The sequence below is a fragment of the Bhargavaea massiliensis genome (assembly GCF_050480245.1).
Classification (GTDB): Bacteria; Bacillota; Bacilli; order Bacillales; family Anoxybacillaceae; genus Anoxybacillus.
Genome location: NZ_JBCNEQ010000004.1, coordinates 26,718 through 41,264 on the forward strand (window position 1 = coordinate 26,718; position 14,547 = coordinate 41,264).

A 14,547-nucleotide genomic window follows, 5' to 3' on the forward strand; every position below is an offset into this window, starting at 1 on the left:
TTCCATTTTTATACGATTAGAAATATACTTCATATAAGGCGCGCACCGCTTTTTCAACCGCATCCGCTTTGACGCCAAACATCATGCTTACTTCTGAGGAACCTTGGTTAATCATTTCAATATTGACGTTGGCGCGGGCAAATGCAGCTGTAGCCTTCGCCGCAATACCGACGCTCCGCTCCATCCCTTCCCCAACGACCATAATAAGCGCTAAATCGCGTTCAATCGATACTTCATCGACACGCAATTCTTTCACAATGCGGTCTAGTACGCGGCGTTCCACATCGCCAGCTAATTGTTCTTCGCGTAAAATGACCGACATATTGTCAATGCCTGATGGCGTATGTTCGTATGAAATACCTTCATCTTCTAAAATTTGTAGTAGACGGCGCCCAAATCCGATTTCGCGGTTCATTAAATATTTGCTGACGTTAATGCTGCAAAAGCCTGTATCGCTTGCGATACCTGCTACAGGGCGATCGCGATGGTCTCTCGTTGCGACGATCATCGTCCCCGGCGCTTCCGGGTTGTTCGTATTTTTCACGCATACCGGAATGCCACGGCGATACACAGGTTCAAGCGCTTCATCGTGAAACACCGAGAAACCGGCATACGACAATTCACGCATTTCACGATATGTTAATTCTCTCAGCTGGCACGGATGTTCCACGATCGACGGATTGACGCAATAAATGGAATCGACATCGGTAAAGTTTTCGTATAGTTCAGCGCCAACTCCTGCCGCAACGATCGAACCCGTAATATCCGAACCGCCGCGCGGGAACGTGACGATATGCCCTGAACGCGAATAGCCGAAAAAGCCTGGGATAACTAAAATGCCGCTTCTTTCCTTTAATTTTGCCAGTTGCTCATATGACTCAGGTAAAATTTGTGCATTGCCCGGCTCATCTGTGACGAAAATGCCGGCGTCTTTCGGATTGACATAGTGCGCTTCATAACCGAGCTGACGAAGGTAGTGTGCCATCAGCTTCGCATTGTTATCTTCTCCGCTCGCCTTTAATGCATCAAGCAGGCGCTTTGGTTGATCGCGATACGTATCAATCATTTGTTGTAAGCTTGCCGAAATGACGTCTAAAATGTCACGTGATAAATGTAAATCGGTGACGATTTCATCATAACGTGCGACAACTTGCGCAAGCACTCCTTCATACAAGTCATCTTCAATCACTTTTTTCGCTAATGTAATTAATAAATCCGTCATTTTTGTATCGTCTTTAAATCGCTTTCCCGGCGCAGAGACGACGACAAATTTGCGCGCATCATCCGATGTGACGATGTTGGCTACTTTTTGAAATTGCTGTGCATTGGCAACAGAACTTCCCCCGAATTTTGCTACTTTCATATGCCATAACCCTTTCTTTCTATTTTTATTTCCTTATCATAGCACATCTTCAATCTCTTTTGTCAGAAAAATTTTTCAATTTTCGTATTCCTTCTTTGCACACACCATACGATAGCCATGAACAGCCAGCACAAAGCACATCTAGATCATCTGGTTCAACCGCTTGCTTCGTTCGTTCAATGAGCTCAGATTTCATATACACTTCGTTTTCTTTGAGCTGTAAATGGTTGAGCACGCGCCGATCCATCGTCAGCACATGATCGTTCGATTGTTCATCTGCCTCGCAACGGTCTACTCCATGGTGGGGACACGCATAACACGCTTCATCAAGGGCGGCGATGACGCGAATCGGGCCATCCGTACGGTCATCGCGCATAAACGCAACGATTTCGGTCATCTTTTCGACGAACGATTCACTATATCCCATGCCTTGGAAGCCGTGTACGCATAATAAATGATGTCCTCGCAACGTTCGCATAATGGTCCTCTTTTCTTTTTTATCCTCGAAATATTATACACTACTTTTCATAGTTATTCATCATTCTTTGTTGTAAAGTAACCATAAGCATCGCTGTTTTATACATTTTTCCTTCCAACGTTCCTTTTTGGATGTCGACAATGAGTTCTTGTTTATTTTTTAAAATGACTTTCGTTTTCTTTTTCTCATACGGTTGTATCATCTTGATGTGGGATGGTGCAATCCATATGCATCGATCGCTGTCAGGAGAACATGTTGGAAAGAAGTAGAGCCGAAGCGCTTCACAAACGGAGATCGGAACCATTTGCCGAATGCCGAGAATATGTTTTGCCGCGTGAACTTTTCCTTCATATGTACTTCCGTAGTAACGGCAGCTTTGTTGTATAATCTCTTTCGGCGATTGCTCTACCTTGTACGTGTTGTACAATTCGTAAACGATCGTCCCAAGCCGGCCGTATGAATCATATTGTGGCACAAGTGCAGCTGTCTCCTCCATAATCATGTACTCTTCCATCCGTTCCATCCAAACTCCCCCTCACAAATATATGTTCGCCATTATTATAATGAATTTTCATAATTTTAACAATAAAAATCCCGGAAAATGTCCGGGACTAAACAGTAAATTGTTTTCCTTTTTTCGCTAAATGTTGCGCTTTAACAAAGCGAGCGCTTCTTTGGCTGTTTGTTGGGCTGTTTGTTGGAGCGGTGCGACAGCTTGAATCATCGCTTCTTTTCGCTCTTCTCGTTCGTTCATACATTGCTGAATATATGAAAATAGTGCTTCACCGTCCCAGTCGTCTCGTTCGACATGCGCAAACACCGGTTGGTTTGCTTGCTCGGCAAATGCATCAATTTTCGGATCGTATGATAAAGCAATAAACGGTGTATGAGCGACCGCCGCAAAAATTAACGCATGTAAACGCATCCCGACAAGCAAGTCAGCACTTGCGATCATCGCCATTTTTTCTTCAATGCTTGCATCATAAGGAGCAACGACGGCGCGCTCTTTCATCATCGCTAACACACGACGGGACGTTTGATCATCATGATGCCCATGCATCGGGATGAATACAACATCAAAACCTGCTTCAATCGAACGGTCAAGCGCAATGGCAATTTTTCTTTCAAAATCGCGACCGCGTGACCAATCACGCACGGAAACAGCAACAACAGGACGTGTAAACGACTGTTGTTGCCACCAAACTGTTGGCGTTGTCGGTGGTTCTAGTCCCATCACCGGATCAGGTACGACAGTAATCGGTTTCGTTACACCTAGCGTTTTTAATAGTTGTGCAGACGGTTCATCGCGCACCGTAAGACGATCAACTTGATTTAACGTCCATTTCACTAGCCATTGATTTTGCTTTTTGTTGACAGGCCCCATCCCTTGTGCGTACACCATGACCGGTTTGCCGAGCCATTTGGCAATTTGCATGATCCCTGTATAGTACGGAATGCTGCGCCATCCTGTTTGATCTTGAAGCAAACTTCCACCGCCGCTAATTAACCCATCGCTTTGACGGAGCGCCTGAACGATGTCACCGATTCGCCAACGATTTACCGCATGAACCCCATATGTTTGTTTTGTAAATTCAGGATCGTTTGAAAGCACGGTCACTTGCACATGTGGGTCATGCGCACGAAGCGCCTGAATAATCGCATATAAAATGGCTTCGTCTCCCACGTTATGAAAACCGTAATATCCAGATAGTACAATGTTCATCGTATCACCTTTTTCCATACCCACTTATATGCATAAATAAGGGCAATACCAATAAATAGCCCAAGTCCAAGACTATACATTGTGCGAACAAATGAAATAAAAAGTGGGATATGCAAATGTGTAAATGTATTGATCATCGACAACCATCCGATTGTCCCAACGACAAGGAGGATCGCCCCTAGCTGCTTTTGCTTATTGATGACAAATAACGCAAGCAAATAAGCTGGAAAACCGAGCAAAAACTCTTTCGTGCGCGGACGTACGTACAACCATTCTTCTAACTTTTGTCTCGCTGCTAGTTCAAGAGCACTTGCCGTTCCTGTATTGCCAGAGCGCAAGACATAATACGCCAACAGAGCGAAAATGATCAAGCTAAGCACGACATGTCCGACAGTAATCGGATGCTTCCATAGTCGCTTCATAAAAGGAAGAAGCGGCTCTCGAATGATCCAAGGTAAAACGAGTACGACCATGGCAACAAGCGGAACGACGTAAACAAGTTTCACCCCACGAAACCCTTCACCGACATAAGCTATATACTCATTTCCATACAGCATCGTCACAATCCAACTAATTCCGACAAACGAAATGGCAATAGCACGACCATACGCCATAAATGTACCACGCCATCCTTCTTGGACGGAAGAAGGTTTAGCGGCATATATTGGGGTAATGATAGCAACGAGCAAGGCTAGTGCTTTCAATGCCAAATCGATTGCTAACACCGTACCTGCCATGCCTAAAATGAGAGCTCCGCCGGCGGCAAGTGATGCCATCATTGGCGACACGAGCGAACGAACCGCAAGAAAAACGAAAGCAGTCGCCCCAATCACAAATCCAATTGTAGCAATAGACGAACGTTCAATTGGTGCGAACGGTTCGCTTTTTCCAAGCGTATAATGACTCGGCATATGTTGAACAATTTGTTTCATCACCGTTATTGTTTTTTCCATATTTTGTTCTGTATCTGCCGATGCATACGGACGAATAAACAAGGCACGTATGTTTCGCTCTTTAATCGCACGAATAGCGACATCGACCGCTTCATTTGGCTTTCGCTGCTCTAAATTTAAACTATGCAATCGAACAACGTGCACATCCATCGCTTTCGCTAATGTCGTCAATCCTTTCGCTTCGTAAAACTCCGTTGACAGTAAAGCATATCCTGCTTCTTTCCAGATTCCCCCCCATTTTGCGACATCTGTCGGATAGCCGGCCACTTCTTCTCCTGTCGGCAACAACTTAGATGTATGTTCATTTTTTAGCGCTTCAATTTGTTGAAGTACACGTACACTCGCTTCGTTCATATCACGTGCATCTGGAATACGGAGCACAACCATAAAGCCACGTTCGATGACATGGGCGACTTTTGCTTCATCATATCCGAGCGGCACGCGCTCAATTTTTTTCGCATTTCCTTCAATGACATAGTACGTTTTTTGATTGATTTCAACTTCCCGGACGTCATCACCGAACGTGTCGCGTAATGACGAAGCGACTGGGAACGCATCGTTAAGCGGATACACAACAAGTCCGCGCGATGGCATTTGATCGACACGTTCATTTAATAACACGAGCGTATGCTTCCATTCGTCCATCTTTAACAATAACACATGTCCTGATTTTTCAAGTGACTCGAGCGTTTCTGCTTCAACGCTCACCGTCGTTAACCCAGCTTCTTTCAATTGCTTCCATACGTCTTCTTCTTTTTCTTCTTGCAACCATGCTTCGATTTCATCGTATGGCATTATCATTTCATACGTTCGATTGTCCCATTCTGCTTGATGACGCTTGCCTACCGCTGGAGCGATGAGCACGAGCGAAAGCGCGATGATAATCAACAACCATTTTTTCACGTGTTTCATCCCTTCTTCGTTTGATTCAACCATTGGCGAAGCTCTTGAAGCGTTACTCCACCGAGCGCAAGTGCAATTCCAATATAGAATAAACCACCACCAATTGTTGCAATCGCTACATACACGAGCGACGCCATTCTTCCCCATGTTGGGGAAATGAGAAATAAGCCGATGCCCATAACAAGCGAAGCAAATACATAGACGATAACCTTTCGATTCCAAAACGAAAGCGATATGTGACGGCGAATCGCAACGTGGTTCATCCATGTAATAAACGCATATGTGACAAACGTCGAAATGCCGGCACCAATTAAGCCGTACCAAGAAATGAACAATATGTTTGTCCCCCATTTCACGAGACAGCCTATTAAAATAATGAAAGCAGCTCGTTTCGACTCGCCAATACCTTGTAAAATGCCTGTCCCAAGCAAAGCGAGCGAGGTGAATATGGAACTTGCCAACACGACCGCCATCGTCGCGCTTCCTTCGTCATTTGTAAATAAAGCGACGTTGAGCGGAACGGTTAAAGCGGCGAGTCCTGCCGCCATGGGCCATGATAAAAAGTGGGATAGACGAAACGACTGTTCGATCGTTTGCTGTGCTCGATTTATTTCCCCTTTTGCTAGCTGTTTACTTAACAGCGGAATGAGCGGGAGCACAAGCGAAGATGAAAATACGGTTGCGATTTGCACAAGGGCTGTTCCACGGCTATACAGCCCAAATAAATAGCTCGTTTCGTCTGTTCCTACGCCATATGAACGAAGCGCGAGCGGAACAGACAGCGAGTCGACTAAATTTAAAAATGGCATCGCAAGCGCACCGAGCGCAATCGGGATAGATAACGTTAAAATCGTCTTGCTCGTCTCCATCCACTGCGTGCGCGTTAGTTTCACACGTTTCGGACGGTAAGGAGAGCGGGCATACAGCGCCCGTAAGTATACGAGACTTGCAAACGCCCCAAGCGGCGAGCCAATCATAATTGCTCCGGCGATTATATCGTCAGGGTATGCAGCTTTCACCATATAAAAAGCAACAAGTAAAATAAAAGTAACGCGCACAAATTGCTCAAGTACTTGCGACGTAGCTGTCGGCTTCATATCTTCGAGCCCTTGAAAAAACCCGCGATATACCGCCATATATGGTGAGATAAGAAGCGTTGTGGATACGACAATAATCGCCCATTTTGCCTCTGCACCGCCAAGTGCTTGCGCAATCCAAGATGAACCGCCTGCAAGAAGTGAAAAACTAAGCACCCCAAAACTAAACGCCAATACGCTTGCAGTTTTGATAAGTCGTGCGACTTCATCTTCTTTTTGCTGGGCGCGCGCTTCGGAAATTAATTTCGATACAGCAATCGGAATCCCCGCAACCGATAAAATGAGCGCAACCATATAGAGCGGATAAACGAGACTAAAAATGCCGAGCACTTTATCTCCCGCAATGTTTTGTAACGGAATGCGGAAAATGCTGCCAAGCACTTTCGAGATGATCGTGCCGAGTGTTAAAATGATCGTCCCTTTCACAAATGACTGGCTCATTTTCTAACAACCTTTTGCTTTAAAATCGTCCACGCAAAGCGCGGCAACGCCATCATCCGCTTCGCTCGCGTCGGCTGTTTCAGTAAACGATACAGCCATTCGAGATTTAGACGAATCCATAGTTCAGGGGCGCGCTTGACCACTCCAGCAAGCACGTCGAAGCTTCCGCCAACGCCCATCCATACACCACGTCCGACTGTATGTATATGTTCGGCAATCCATTGTTCTTGTTTTCCCATGCCAAGCGCAACAAATACAAAGTCTGGCTCGGCTTGTTTTACTTCTTCGACAATTGTCTGATCGTTCCAATCAAAGTAGCCGTTGCGTACCCCAACTAAACGAACGTTCGGGTAGTGTTGACGAATATGTTGTGCCGCTGCTTGTACAACTTCTTCTTTTGCCCCAATCATATATACGCGATATTGATGCTCGTCGGCCATCCGCAAACAACGGCATAACATATCGTAACCTGCGACACGTTCGGGAAGCGGTGTACCGAGCCATTCAGCTGCTTTCACCACCCCGATCCCGTCAGCAACGACATAATCTGCTTGCTGAATCGTTGCCATATATGTAGGTTCTTCATTTGCTTTCATCACAATTTCAGGATTCGCCGTTACGATAAAGCACGGCTTTTGTTGTTTGACGTGCTCATGAATGACGGACATCATTTCATCCATTGTCGCACGAACAAACGGAACTCCAAGTATGTGAACCGTTTGAAACGACATATAAAACGCTCCTTTAATTCGATTGTTCGACAACATTATTAATCATATCACATGAATATAACAATTGACTATTTCTTCTTTGTCATAACATTGGTAAACTAATGGTATACATACGTGCAAAAGAAAGGGTTGCATTCGCGATGGAATGGACAAATGACACAGTCAATCGAACGGTGATGGCGCTCGTTCAACAATTGACAAAGGATTGGACGAAGACGAAAGTACACTCGGAAATATTAGAGATTTTTATGAAAATGCGCATGGAAACAAAAACAGAAGAAGAATACGTTTCGTTGTTGTTAACGAACGTCGCTTTTGCGACAGAGTCAAGCTTTGCATTAAACAAAATATTTGAGCTTATTTTGCTTCATAAACAATTTCCCCCTGCAGAAGCTGTGCAAGCTTGGGTAACAGATGCGCATGAAAAAATTCAAGAGCAATTGCCAACGTTGCGTGAAGTATATCGCAAACATTTCGGCGACGAAGAAAATATAAAACGCAAGCTTGAACTGAGCTATTGCCCTGTCTTACTAAGCAATCGAATCAAGACAGATTTCATTTTCGCATTTATTCATGAACAAAACCAACCAATGATGAAAGACTTTTTTGACGCTGATCCGAAAGTAGTGCTTGAGGCGCTTCATCATATTAGCGGCTTTTTTGCAAGCATGATTTTAGAAGATATTGAACTCATTTAAAAAAGGGAGCCCGTCGCTCCCTTTTACTCTTCATCACAATCTTCACATACTTCAAAGATGTCCTCATCGTCCCAGTCATCTTCTTCCCAGTCGTCATCATCCCAGTCGTCAAACAGTTCGCTTAATCGCTCATCAATTTTCCCGGAAATATCTTCAAACGCATCGTAAAACGTATCGATCCGTTTCGATAACGTACTCGCAGAAATGCCGTATTGCTCGGCTAGTTGTTTTTGTGGAATCCATTCATGCAAAATCGCATCAGCCATAATGTAATGAAGCGCTGCTGCGTACACTTCTGGCTTTCGAATCGTCGGATTGTACAGACGACAATACTCGACCCAAATGAGACGGGCGGTATCAAGAATGGACAAATCTTTTTTCGGAAAGTTTTGTTCAAATAATATAAACACTTGTTCTTGTTTTGACGATAAACTTTCGACGTCAAACATCGGTAAACGTAATGATTTTTGAAACGTTTCTGGATACGTCTCAATCCATTGTTCATACTGTTCGTCGCATGCTTTCCAAACATCTTGTATGTATACGTATAACGGACGGGTTAAAACGACAGGGAGAGGGAAAAATGTCCCGAAGCAAGCGATATATTGACCATGTGGTACAAAAATTCCTGCCAACGCTTGTCCTTCTTCCAACTCGAACTCATCCGGCATATCAAGTAGTTTCATATGTTTCGTTTCCCCAGTTAATAAATCTGTTACGACAACATACGAATCGCGCAATTCATCAATGCAAACAAACGTTGGGAACGCTTGACGCCACGACTGAATGATGCTATAGACGGTTGGACGAACAGCCTGTTTACGAATTGTGCGCAAATAATAATCGAAAATGGTCATCCCATGTGCATCTTTTTTAAAAAACATCGCCCATATGCTAATAAAAAAGCGAAAAACAGATATTTCATCTTCATCCGTTTGTTCAACAATCATATTCTCTTGAACCGTTCGATATAAAAACGATTCGTGTTCAAATGTAGCATAGTGAATGAGATCGTGCATATAGTGAATAACGTCTTGATCGATAAGCTCATGCATCGACACAACATTATTCCCACAACAATGTTTATACTTTTTTCCACTTCCGCACAGACATAACGCATTTCGTGCTACTTTACTCATTTTCCCCACCTCAACACTTTTTCTTTATTGTAACATGTCAAAATGGAAGAAGATACATCCTTTGTGTCTTTCCTTGCAATCGTGTAGAATAAGGATTAAACGCTATAAAAAAGGAAGAGAGCAATGATTGGACAAATCGTTACATGGCAAATAAAAGAACAAAAGCCGTTCGGGTATATCGTCACGAACGGAAAAGAAAGCGCCTTGCTTCATGAAAGTCAGTGTGAGGGCGAGTTACAAGTTGGGGATGATGTATGCATATTTTTATATCACGATCATGATGGACGGATGCGTGCAACGATGAGGCGCCCGCTTATTACGACGTCATCATACGGTTGGGTTGAAGTCATCGACGTCGTACCGCAATTAGGTGTTTTCGTTCATATCGGCATTGAAAAAGACGTGTTATTATCGGTCGATGACTTACCGTCCATTCCGACGCTTTGGCCGCAAAAAGGAGATCAGTTGTACTGTTCGCTTCAAGTAGATAAACGGGGACGGCTGCTCGCGAAACTCGCGGATGAAGAAACGATGAAACAAATAAGCGTTCCTGCCCCTGCTTCTGCGTTTAACACGAACGTGCGCGGACGCATTTATCGCCTTATTAAAGCAGGATCGTTTCTGATCACAGAGGTCGGGTATATCGGATTCATTCACGAGTCACAACGAAGACGCGAACCACGTCTCGGTGAACTCGTCGAAGGACGCGTCATCGCTGTGAAAGAAGACGGAACGATTAACGTATCGCTACTTCCGCGAAAACAAGAAAGTTTACAAACAGATGCAGAAACGATCTACAACTATCTTGAAAGCCGTGGCGGTGCGATGCCATATAGCGACAAAAGCGACCCAGAAGACATTCAAACCCGCTTTCATATGAGCAAAGCAGCATTTAAACGCGCGCTCGGACGATTAATGAAAGAAAAGAAAGTGTACCAACAAGACGGTTGGACATATATCAAAGGGAGAGAAAATGAATGATTCGCTTTGCAACAATCGGAACAAATTGGATTACAGAAGCGTTTATTCGCGCGGCCAAACAAGTGCCTTCGTTTCATTTACAAGCTGTTTATTCTCGACAACAAGAAACCGCAAACGCCTTTGCTGAAAAAACAGGGGCAACCGAAACGTTTACAAACTTACATGAACTTGCAGTAAGCAAAAACGTCGATGCGGTATATATCGCAAGTCCAAATGCGTTTCATGCCGAACAAGCAATCACGCTTATGAATCACGGCAAACATGTCATTTGTGAAAAACCGCTCGCTTCTAACGCCAAAGAAGTGGAAGCGATGATTGAGGCGGCACAAAAAAATGGTGTCGTGTTGATGGAGGCGATGAAGGCGACGTGTTTACCAAACTTTCAAGCGATTCAACACCATTTGCCGAAAATCGGGCGCGTCCGTCGCTACGTCGCAAGCTATTGCCAATATTCTTCGCGCTACGATGCATTTAAGCAAGGAACGGTCGCAAACGCCTTTAACCCTGCCTTTTCAAGCGGCGCATTGATGGACCTTGGCGTTTATTGCTTATATCCGCTCGTTGTTTTGTTTGGCGAACCGAAAGCCATTCAAGCCCATAGCGTTCGCCTATCGTCGGGTGTAGATGGCGAAGGAAGCATCATGCTCGATTACGGCGAGATGGATGCGATCGTTATGTATTCCAAAATCGCAAACTCGTATGCTCCTGCCGAAATTCAAGGAGAAGAAGGGACGATCGTTATCGATGCGATTCATACACCAACGCGCGTACATATTCATTACCGTGACGGGCGCATTGAAGACGTCACCGTTCCGCAGCCGTACGAGCCGATGTACTATGAGGCGCTTGAATTTATGTCACTCATCGAACGGGGAGAGAAGGAATCTACAATTAATTCACACGCCCATTCGCTTGCGACAATGAAAGTGATGGACGAAGCAAGAAAACAAACAGGCATTGTATTTCCTGCGGACGAACGTTTCGTTTAAAACGAAACGTTCTCTTTTTTTATGTAATGAGTATATTTTTATAAGAATGAGTTCATTATGTTATAATTAAATGTAATCATTTATAAACGAGGTGATATGATGCGCATATACAATTACGAGCTATTGAAACATCTCCCATACTCCATGGAAACGATTCAACTACTTACAAAAATTGATGAATACAAAGGGAAACAAGACTTATACAAAAAGCAATCTCCTCAAATACTCGAAACGCTGAAAAATGTAGCGATCATTCAATCCACAAAATCATCAAATGCGATTGAAGGAATCGTCATTACAGATAAACGACTTAAAAGCATTATGGCTGAACAAACGTTACCGATGGATCGATCGGAAGGGGAGATTGCCGGATACCGAAATGTGTTAAAATTGATCCACGCATCATACGACGCCATTCCGCTATCCCCTTCTATCATTAAACAACTGCACCGTGATTTATACGAGTATGTTCCTTCGCAAGGTGGAGAGTGGAAAAATCAAGATAACTATATAAGTGAAACGCTCCCGAATGGTGAAAAGTTTATCCGTTTTATTCCTGTACCAGCTTTCCAAACCGATGAACATATGCGCCTTCTTTGCATGACTTTTCAACATACAGTTCAAAAAAGTGACGTACATCCATTGATCGCAATTGCCACCTTCATTTTAGATTTCCTTTGCATTCATCCATTTCACGACGGCAATGGACGGATGTCACGTTTATTAACTCTTCTTTTACTATACAAATTCGGATATGAAGTCGGTCGTTATATTAGTATAGAAACACTCATTGAGGAAAGTAAAGAAACATATTACGACGTGCTAAAGCGCTCATCAATCCATTGGCATGAAGGGAAAAACAATATTTTTCCTTGGCTGCATTACTTTTTATCGATTATCGTTGCTGCATATAAAAAACTTGAAGAGCGTGTGGGCTATGTAGAAACAAGTCGCGGAAATAAACGAAAGCGCATTCAAGATTTTATTGAAGGAAAAGTTGGGTATTTTACAAAGGAAGAGATTCGCCACGCTTGTCCTGATATTAGCGAAGCAACGATTAATCGCGTCTTAAATGAATTAAAGGAAGCGAAGAAAATTACACCAATCGGTAAAGGGAGAGGTGCGAAGTGGAAAAAAATGAGCGAATAAGCGAGCGTCTATGCTCGCTTATTCGCTTTCCAAACGATCCATAAAACAATCGTCGCCCCGATCATATCGATGATAACGTCAGAGAATAAGGCCGTTCGTTTCGGTTGAAACGATTGATGCCATTCGTCAAATATGGCACAAAAAAGCGTCAACAACCAAGCGACACGGTATGAAGCCGTTGCTTTCCATGCAAAAAACGCAAACGTTCCAAATACCGTCATATGCGCACATTTTCGAACAATAAAATTCCATGAAAACAATCCGTCGCTCACAGGACGGTTCGTTTCAATTTCGAAATAATTCAACCAATGGCGAATCCATTGCGCCGTTTGCTCTCCGGTAAATAGCGGAGAATCGGTAAAATAGTAAATAAGCGCACACCATGCAACGACAAGACCCCACCATATCATACGATTTGTTTTAGTCATCATCCAGACCCTTTCTATATACGGAAATCTTCCCACCATTCTATCTCTTTTTCCTCTTTTTCACAACAAAAAAGCCCCTCCCAAATTGGGAAGGACAACATGTTACAGCTGACTAGCAGGACCGAAAAATTCATAATGAACCCGCTCTTCAGCCACCCCACATTGCTGCAGAGCTTCTTTGACAGTTTTCATAAAAGGAATTGGGCCGCACATGTATACATCGACATTCGTTTGCTCGATAACAGACCGCATAAATGAAGCGTCAATAAATCCTTCCTTCTTAAAATACGGATGAGTTCGGTCAGCTTCTGACGGTTGTTCATAACAAACATAATAAGATACGTTCGTTTGTTCTGCGAGCATGCGCAACTCTTGATCAAATGCATGAACGCGACGATTGATTGCCGCACAAATAAAAGTGATTGAACGATTTGGCTGTTGTTTTACGACTGACTTCGCCATACTTAATAATGGTGTAATACCTACGCCACCGCTAACGAATATAACAGGAGTTTCCTTGCTCATGTCGATTGTAAAATCACCAGCTGGTGCACTTAATTCAAGCACGTCCCCTTCTTTTACATGATCATGTAAATAATTCGATACAATACCGGCAGGCTTTTGTGCTGTTTCAACTTCCCGCTTTACACTTATACGGTAGTGCGATTTCCCTGGTATATCCGATAAACTATATTGACGAATGTGCGTATATTTTTCGCTTGAAATTTGCACTTTCACACTTACATATTGACCGGGAAGAAAATCGCTTATTTCCCCTCCATCTTGCGGAACGAGATAAAATGATGTGATAACATCACTTTCTTTCACTTTTTTCTGCACAACAAAAGGACGAAAATCAACCCATCCTCCTTGTTTTTTCGCTACCTCATCGTACATTTGTTGTTCTACTTGAATAAATACATCAGCAATTACGCCGTAAGCTTCTCCCCATGCTTCAATCACTTCATCTGTCGCAGCTTCACCAAGTACATCTTTAATCGCCATCAATAAATGTTTACCAACGATCGGATAATGCTCCTTTTTTACCCCTAAACTACGATGTTTATGACCAATTTGTTTTACAACGGGCAAAATGTCCTCTAAACGATCAATATGCTTCGCTGCTGCATATACAGATGCGGCCAACGCCTTTTGTTGTCTCCCTTGCTTTTGGTGAGCATGGTTAAAAATGTTCAATAACTCCGGGTGATTAGAAAACATCAGTTCATAAAAACGCCGTGTAATTTGTTCCCCATATTGTTCTAACACAGGAACCGTTGATTTGATAATTTCAATTGTACGTTCGCTTAATAAAGATTTTGTTGCGCCCATCACACATATCCCCCAAAAACATATATTTTATATACATGTTTATTGAATCATATAAAAAATAAAAAAGCAATATATAAAATACATGTTTTTTATCACATAACGGCGAGACGAAAGAATGTGCTACTATATAAAGTAAATAACA

14 protein-coding genes are annotated in these 14,547 nt (G+C 43.3%); 4 read left to right on the forward strand and 10 right to left on the reverse strand.

Features of this window, described 5'->3' with window-relative positions; genetic code table 11:
* Window positions 1–16: 16 nt before the first annotated feature.
* The 7 genes from ABEV15_RS01515 to ABEV15_RS01545 all read right to left on the reverse strand — a co-directional run bounded on the left by ABEV15_RS01515 (window position 17) and on the right by ABEV15_RS01545 (window position 7,689).
* Window positions 17–1,363 (reverse strand): aspartate kinase, encoded by a 1,347-nt coding sequence (locus ABEV15_RS01515; RefSeq protein WP_498852186.1) that lies wholly within the window; start codon window positions 1,361–1,363, stop codon window positions 17–19.
* Between the two features lie 49 nt (window positions 1,364–1,412).
* Window positions 1,413–1,841, reverse strand: coding sequence for a DUF1284 domain-containing protein (locus ABEV15_RS01520; RefSeq protein WP_192951040.1), 429 nt, complete (start codon window positions 1,839–1,841; stop codon window positions 1,413–1,415).
* 40 nt (window positions 1,842–1,881) lie between these two features.
* Complete coding sequence (locus ABEV15_RS01525) at window positions 1,882–2,364, reverse strand: competence protein ComK (protein WP_064214374.1); 483 nt, start codon at window positions 2,362–2,364, stop codon at window positions 1,882–1,884.
* Window positions 2,365–2,481: 117 nt separating this feature from the next.
* The gene (csaB, locus tag ABEV15_RS01530; RefSeq protein WP_498852187.1) at window positions 2,482–3,564 is read right to left on the reverse strand and encodes a polysaccharide pyruvyl transferase CsaB; all 1,083 of its coding nucleotides are present in this window, start codon (window positions 3,562–3,564) and stop codon (window positions 2,482–2,484) included.
* Complete coding sequence (locus ABEV15_RS01535; RefSeq protein WP_498852188.1) at window positions 3,561–5,453, reverse strand: DUF5693 family protein; 1,893 nt, start codon at window positions 5,451–5,453, stop codon at window positions 3,561–3,563. Before ABEV15_RS01535 ends, csaB begins: the two co-directional genes overlap by 4 nt.
* A complete protein-coding gene (locus tag ABEV15_RS01540) occupies window positions 5,426–6,958 on the reverse strand; it encodes a putative polysaccharide biosynthesis protein (RefSeq protein ID WP_498852189.1) in 1,533 nt (510 codons plus the stop codon). Before ABEV15_RS01540 ends, ABEV15_RS01535 begins: the two co-directional genes overlap by 28 nt.
* Window positions 6,955–7,689, reverse strand: coding sequence for a WecB/TagA/CpsF family glycosyltransferase (locus ABEV15_RS01545; protein ID WP_498852190.1), 735 nt, complete (start codon window positions 7,687–7,689; stop codon window positions 6,955–6,957). Before ABEV15_RS01545 ends, ABEV15_RS01540 begins: the two co-directional genes overlap by 4 nt.
* 101 nt (window positions 7,690–7,790) lie before the next feature.
* Here ABEV15_RS01545 and ABEV15_RS01550 point away from each other — a divergent pair, with 101 nt between their 5' ends.
* A complete protein-coding gene (locus tag ABEV15_RS01550; protein ID WP_498852191.1) occupies window positions 7,791–8,387 on the forward strand; it encodes a hypothetical protein in 597 nt (198 codons plus the stop codon).
* A 23-nt stretch (window positions 8,388–8,410) separates the two neighbouring features.
* Here the strand turns inward: ABEV15_RS01550 and ABEV15_RS01555 are convergent, their stop codons facing one another.
* Window positions 8,411–9,526, reverse strand: a complete 1,116-nt coding sequence (locus ABEV15_RS01555) for a YecA family protein (protein WP_498852192.1) — start codon at window positions 9,524–9,526, stop codon at window positions 8,411–8,413.
* A gap of 123 nt (window positions 9,527–9,649) precedes the next feature.
* Here ABEV15_RS01555 and ABEV15_RS01560 point away from each other — a divergent pair, with 123 nt between their 5' ends.
* The 3 genes from ABEV15_RS01560 (at window position 9,650) to ABEV15_RS01570 (ending at window position 12,645) form a co-directional block, all read left to right on the forward strand.
* Entirely contained in the window at window positions 9,650–10,507 is an 858-nt protein-coding gene (locus tag ABEV15_RS01560) for a CvfB family protein (RefSeq protein ID WP_498852193.1), read from the forward strand.
* A complete protein-coding gene (locus tag ABEV15_RS01565; protein ID WP_429633185.1) occupies window positions 10,504–11,496 on the forward strand; it encodes a Gfo/Idh/MocA family protein in 993 nt (330 codons plus the stop codon). Before ABEV15_RS01560 ends, ABEV15_RS01565 begins: the two co-directional genes overlap by 4 nt.
* 99 nt (window positions 11,497–11,595) lie before the next feature.
* Window positions 11,596–12,645, forward strand: a complete 1,050-nt coding sequence (locus ABEV15_RS01570) for a Fic family protein (RefSeq protein WP_498852194.1) — start codon at window positions 11,596–11,598, stop codon at window positions 12,643–12,645.
* Between the two features lie 8 nt (window positions 12,646–12,653).
* On the opposite strand, the gene ABEV15_RS01575 is transcribed toward ABEV15_RS01570, so the two are convergent.
* Together ABEV15_RS01575 and hmpA are read right to left on the reverse strand one after the other, a co-directional pair.
* Entirely contained in the window at window positions 12,654–13,073 is a 420-nt protein-coding gene (locus ABEV15_RS01575; protein WP_429633182.1) for a VanZ family protein, read from the reverse strand.
* A gap of 102 nt (window positions 13,074–13,175) precedes the next feature.
* Window positions 13,176–14,405 carry an NO-inducible flavohemoprotein gene (hmpA, locus tag ABEV15_RS01580; RefSeq protein WP_498852195.1) on the reverse strand — a complete coding sequence of 410 codons (1,230 nt, stop codon included), beginning with the start codon at window positions 14,403–14,405 and terminating at the stop codon, window positions 13,176–13,178.
* Window positions 14,406–14,547 lie beyond the last annotated feature (142 nt).

Bases quoted from the DNA above. Each gene is read 5' to 3' on its own strand.
- ABEV15_RS01555 (WP_498852192.1), bottom strand. From the start codon at position 9,526: ATGAGTAAAGTAGCACGAAATGCGTTATGTCTGTGCGGAAGTGGAAAA.
- hmpA (WP_498852195.1), bottom strand. From the start codon at position 14,405: ATGGGCGCAACAAAATCTTTATTAAGCGAACGTACAATTGAAATTATC.
- ABEV15_RS01515 (WP_498852186.1), bottom strand. From the start codon at position 1,363: ATGAAAGTAGCAAAATTCGGGGGAAGTTCTGTTGCCAATGCACAGCAA.
- ABEV15_RS01535 (WP_498852188.1), bottom strand. From the start codon at position 5,453: ATGGTTGAATCAAACGAAGAAGGGATGAAACACGTGAAAAAATGGTTG.
- ABEV15_RS01570 (WP_498852194.1), top strand. From the start codon at position 11,596: ATGCGCATATACAATTACGAGCTATTGAAACATCTCCCATACTCCATG.
- ABEV15_RS01560 (WP_498852193.1), top strand. From the start codon at position 9,650: ATGATTGGACAAATCGTTACATGGCAAATAAAAGAACAAAAGCCGTTC.
- csaB (WP_498852187.1), bottom strand. From the start codon at position 3,564: ATGAACATTGTACTATCTGGATATTACGGTTTTCATAACGTGGGAGAC.
- ABEV15_RS01520 (WP_192951040.1), bottom strand. From the start codon at position 1,841: ATGCGAACGTTGCGAGGACATCATTTATTATGCGTACACGGCTTCCAA.
- ABEV15_RS01525 (WP_064214374.1), bottom strand. From the start codon at position 2,364: ATGGAACGGATGGAAGAGTACATGATTATGGAGGAGACAGCTGCACTT.
- ABEV15_RS01565 (WP_429633185.1), top strand. From the start codon at position 10,504: ATGATTCGCTTTGCAACAATCGGAACAAATTGGATTACAGAAGCGTTT.
- ABEV15_RS01545 (WP_498852190.1), bottom strand. From the start codon at position 7,689: ATGTCGTTTCAAACGGTTCACATACTTGGAGTTCCGTTTGTTCGTGCG.
- ABEV15_RS01575 (WP_429633182.1), bottom strand. From the start codon at position 13,073: ATGACTAAAACAAATCGTATGATATGGTGGGGTCTTGTCGTTGCATGG.
- ABEV15_RS01540 (WP_498852189.1), bottom strand. From the start codon at position 6,958: ATGAGCCAGTCATTTGTGAAAGGGACGATCATTTTAACACTCGGCACG.
- ABEV15_RS01550 (WP_498852191.1), top strand. From the start codon at position 7,791: ATGGTATACATACGTGCAAAAGAAAGGGTTGCATTCGCGATGGAATGG.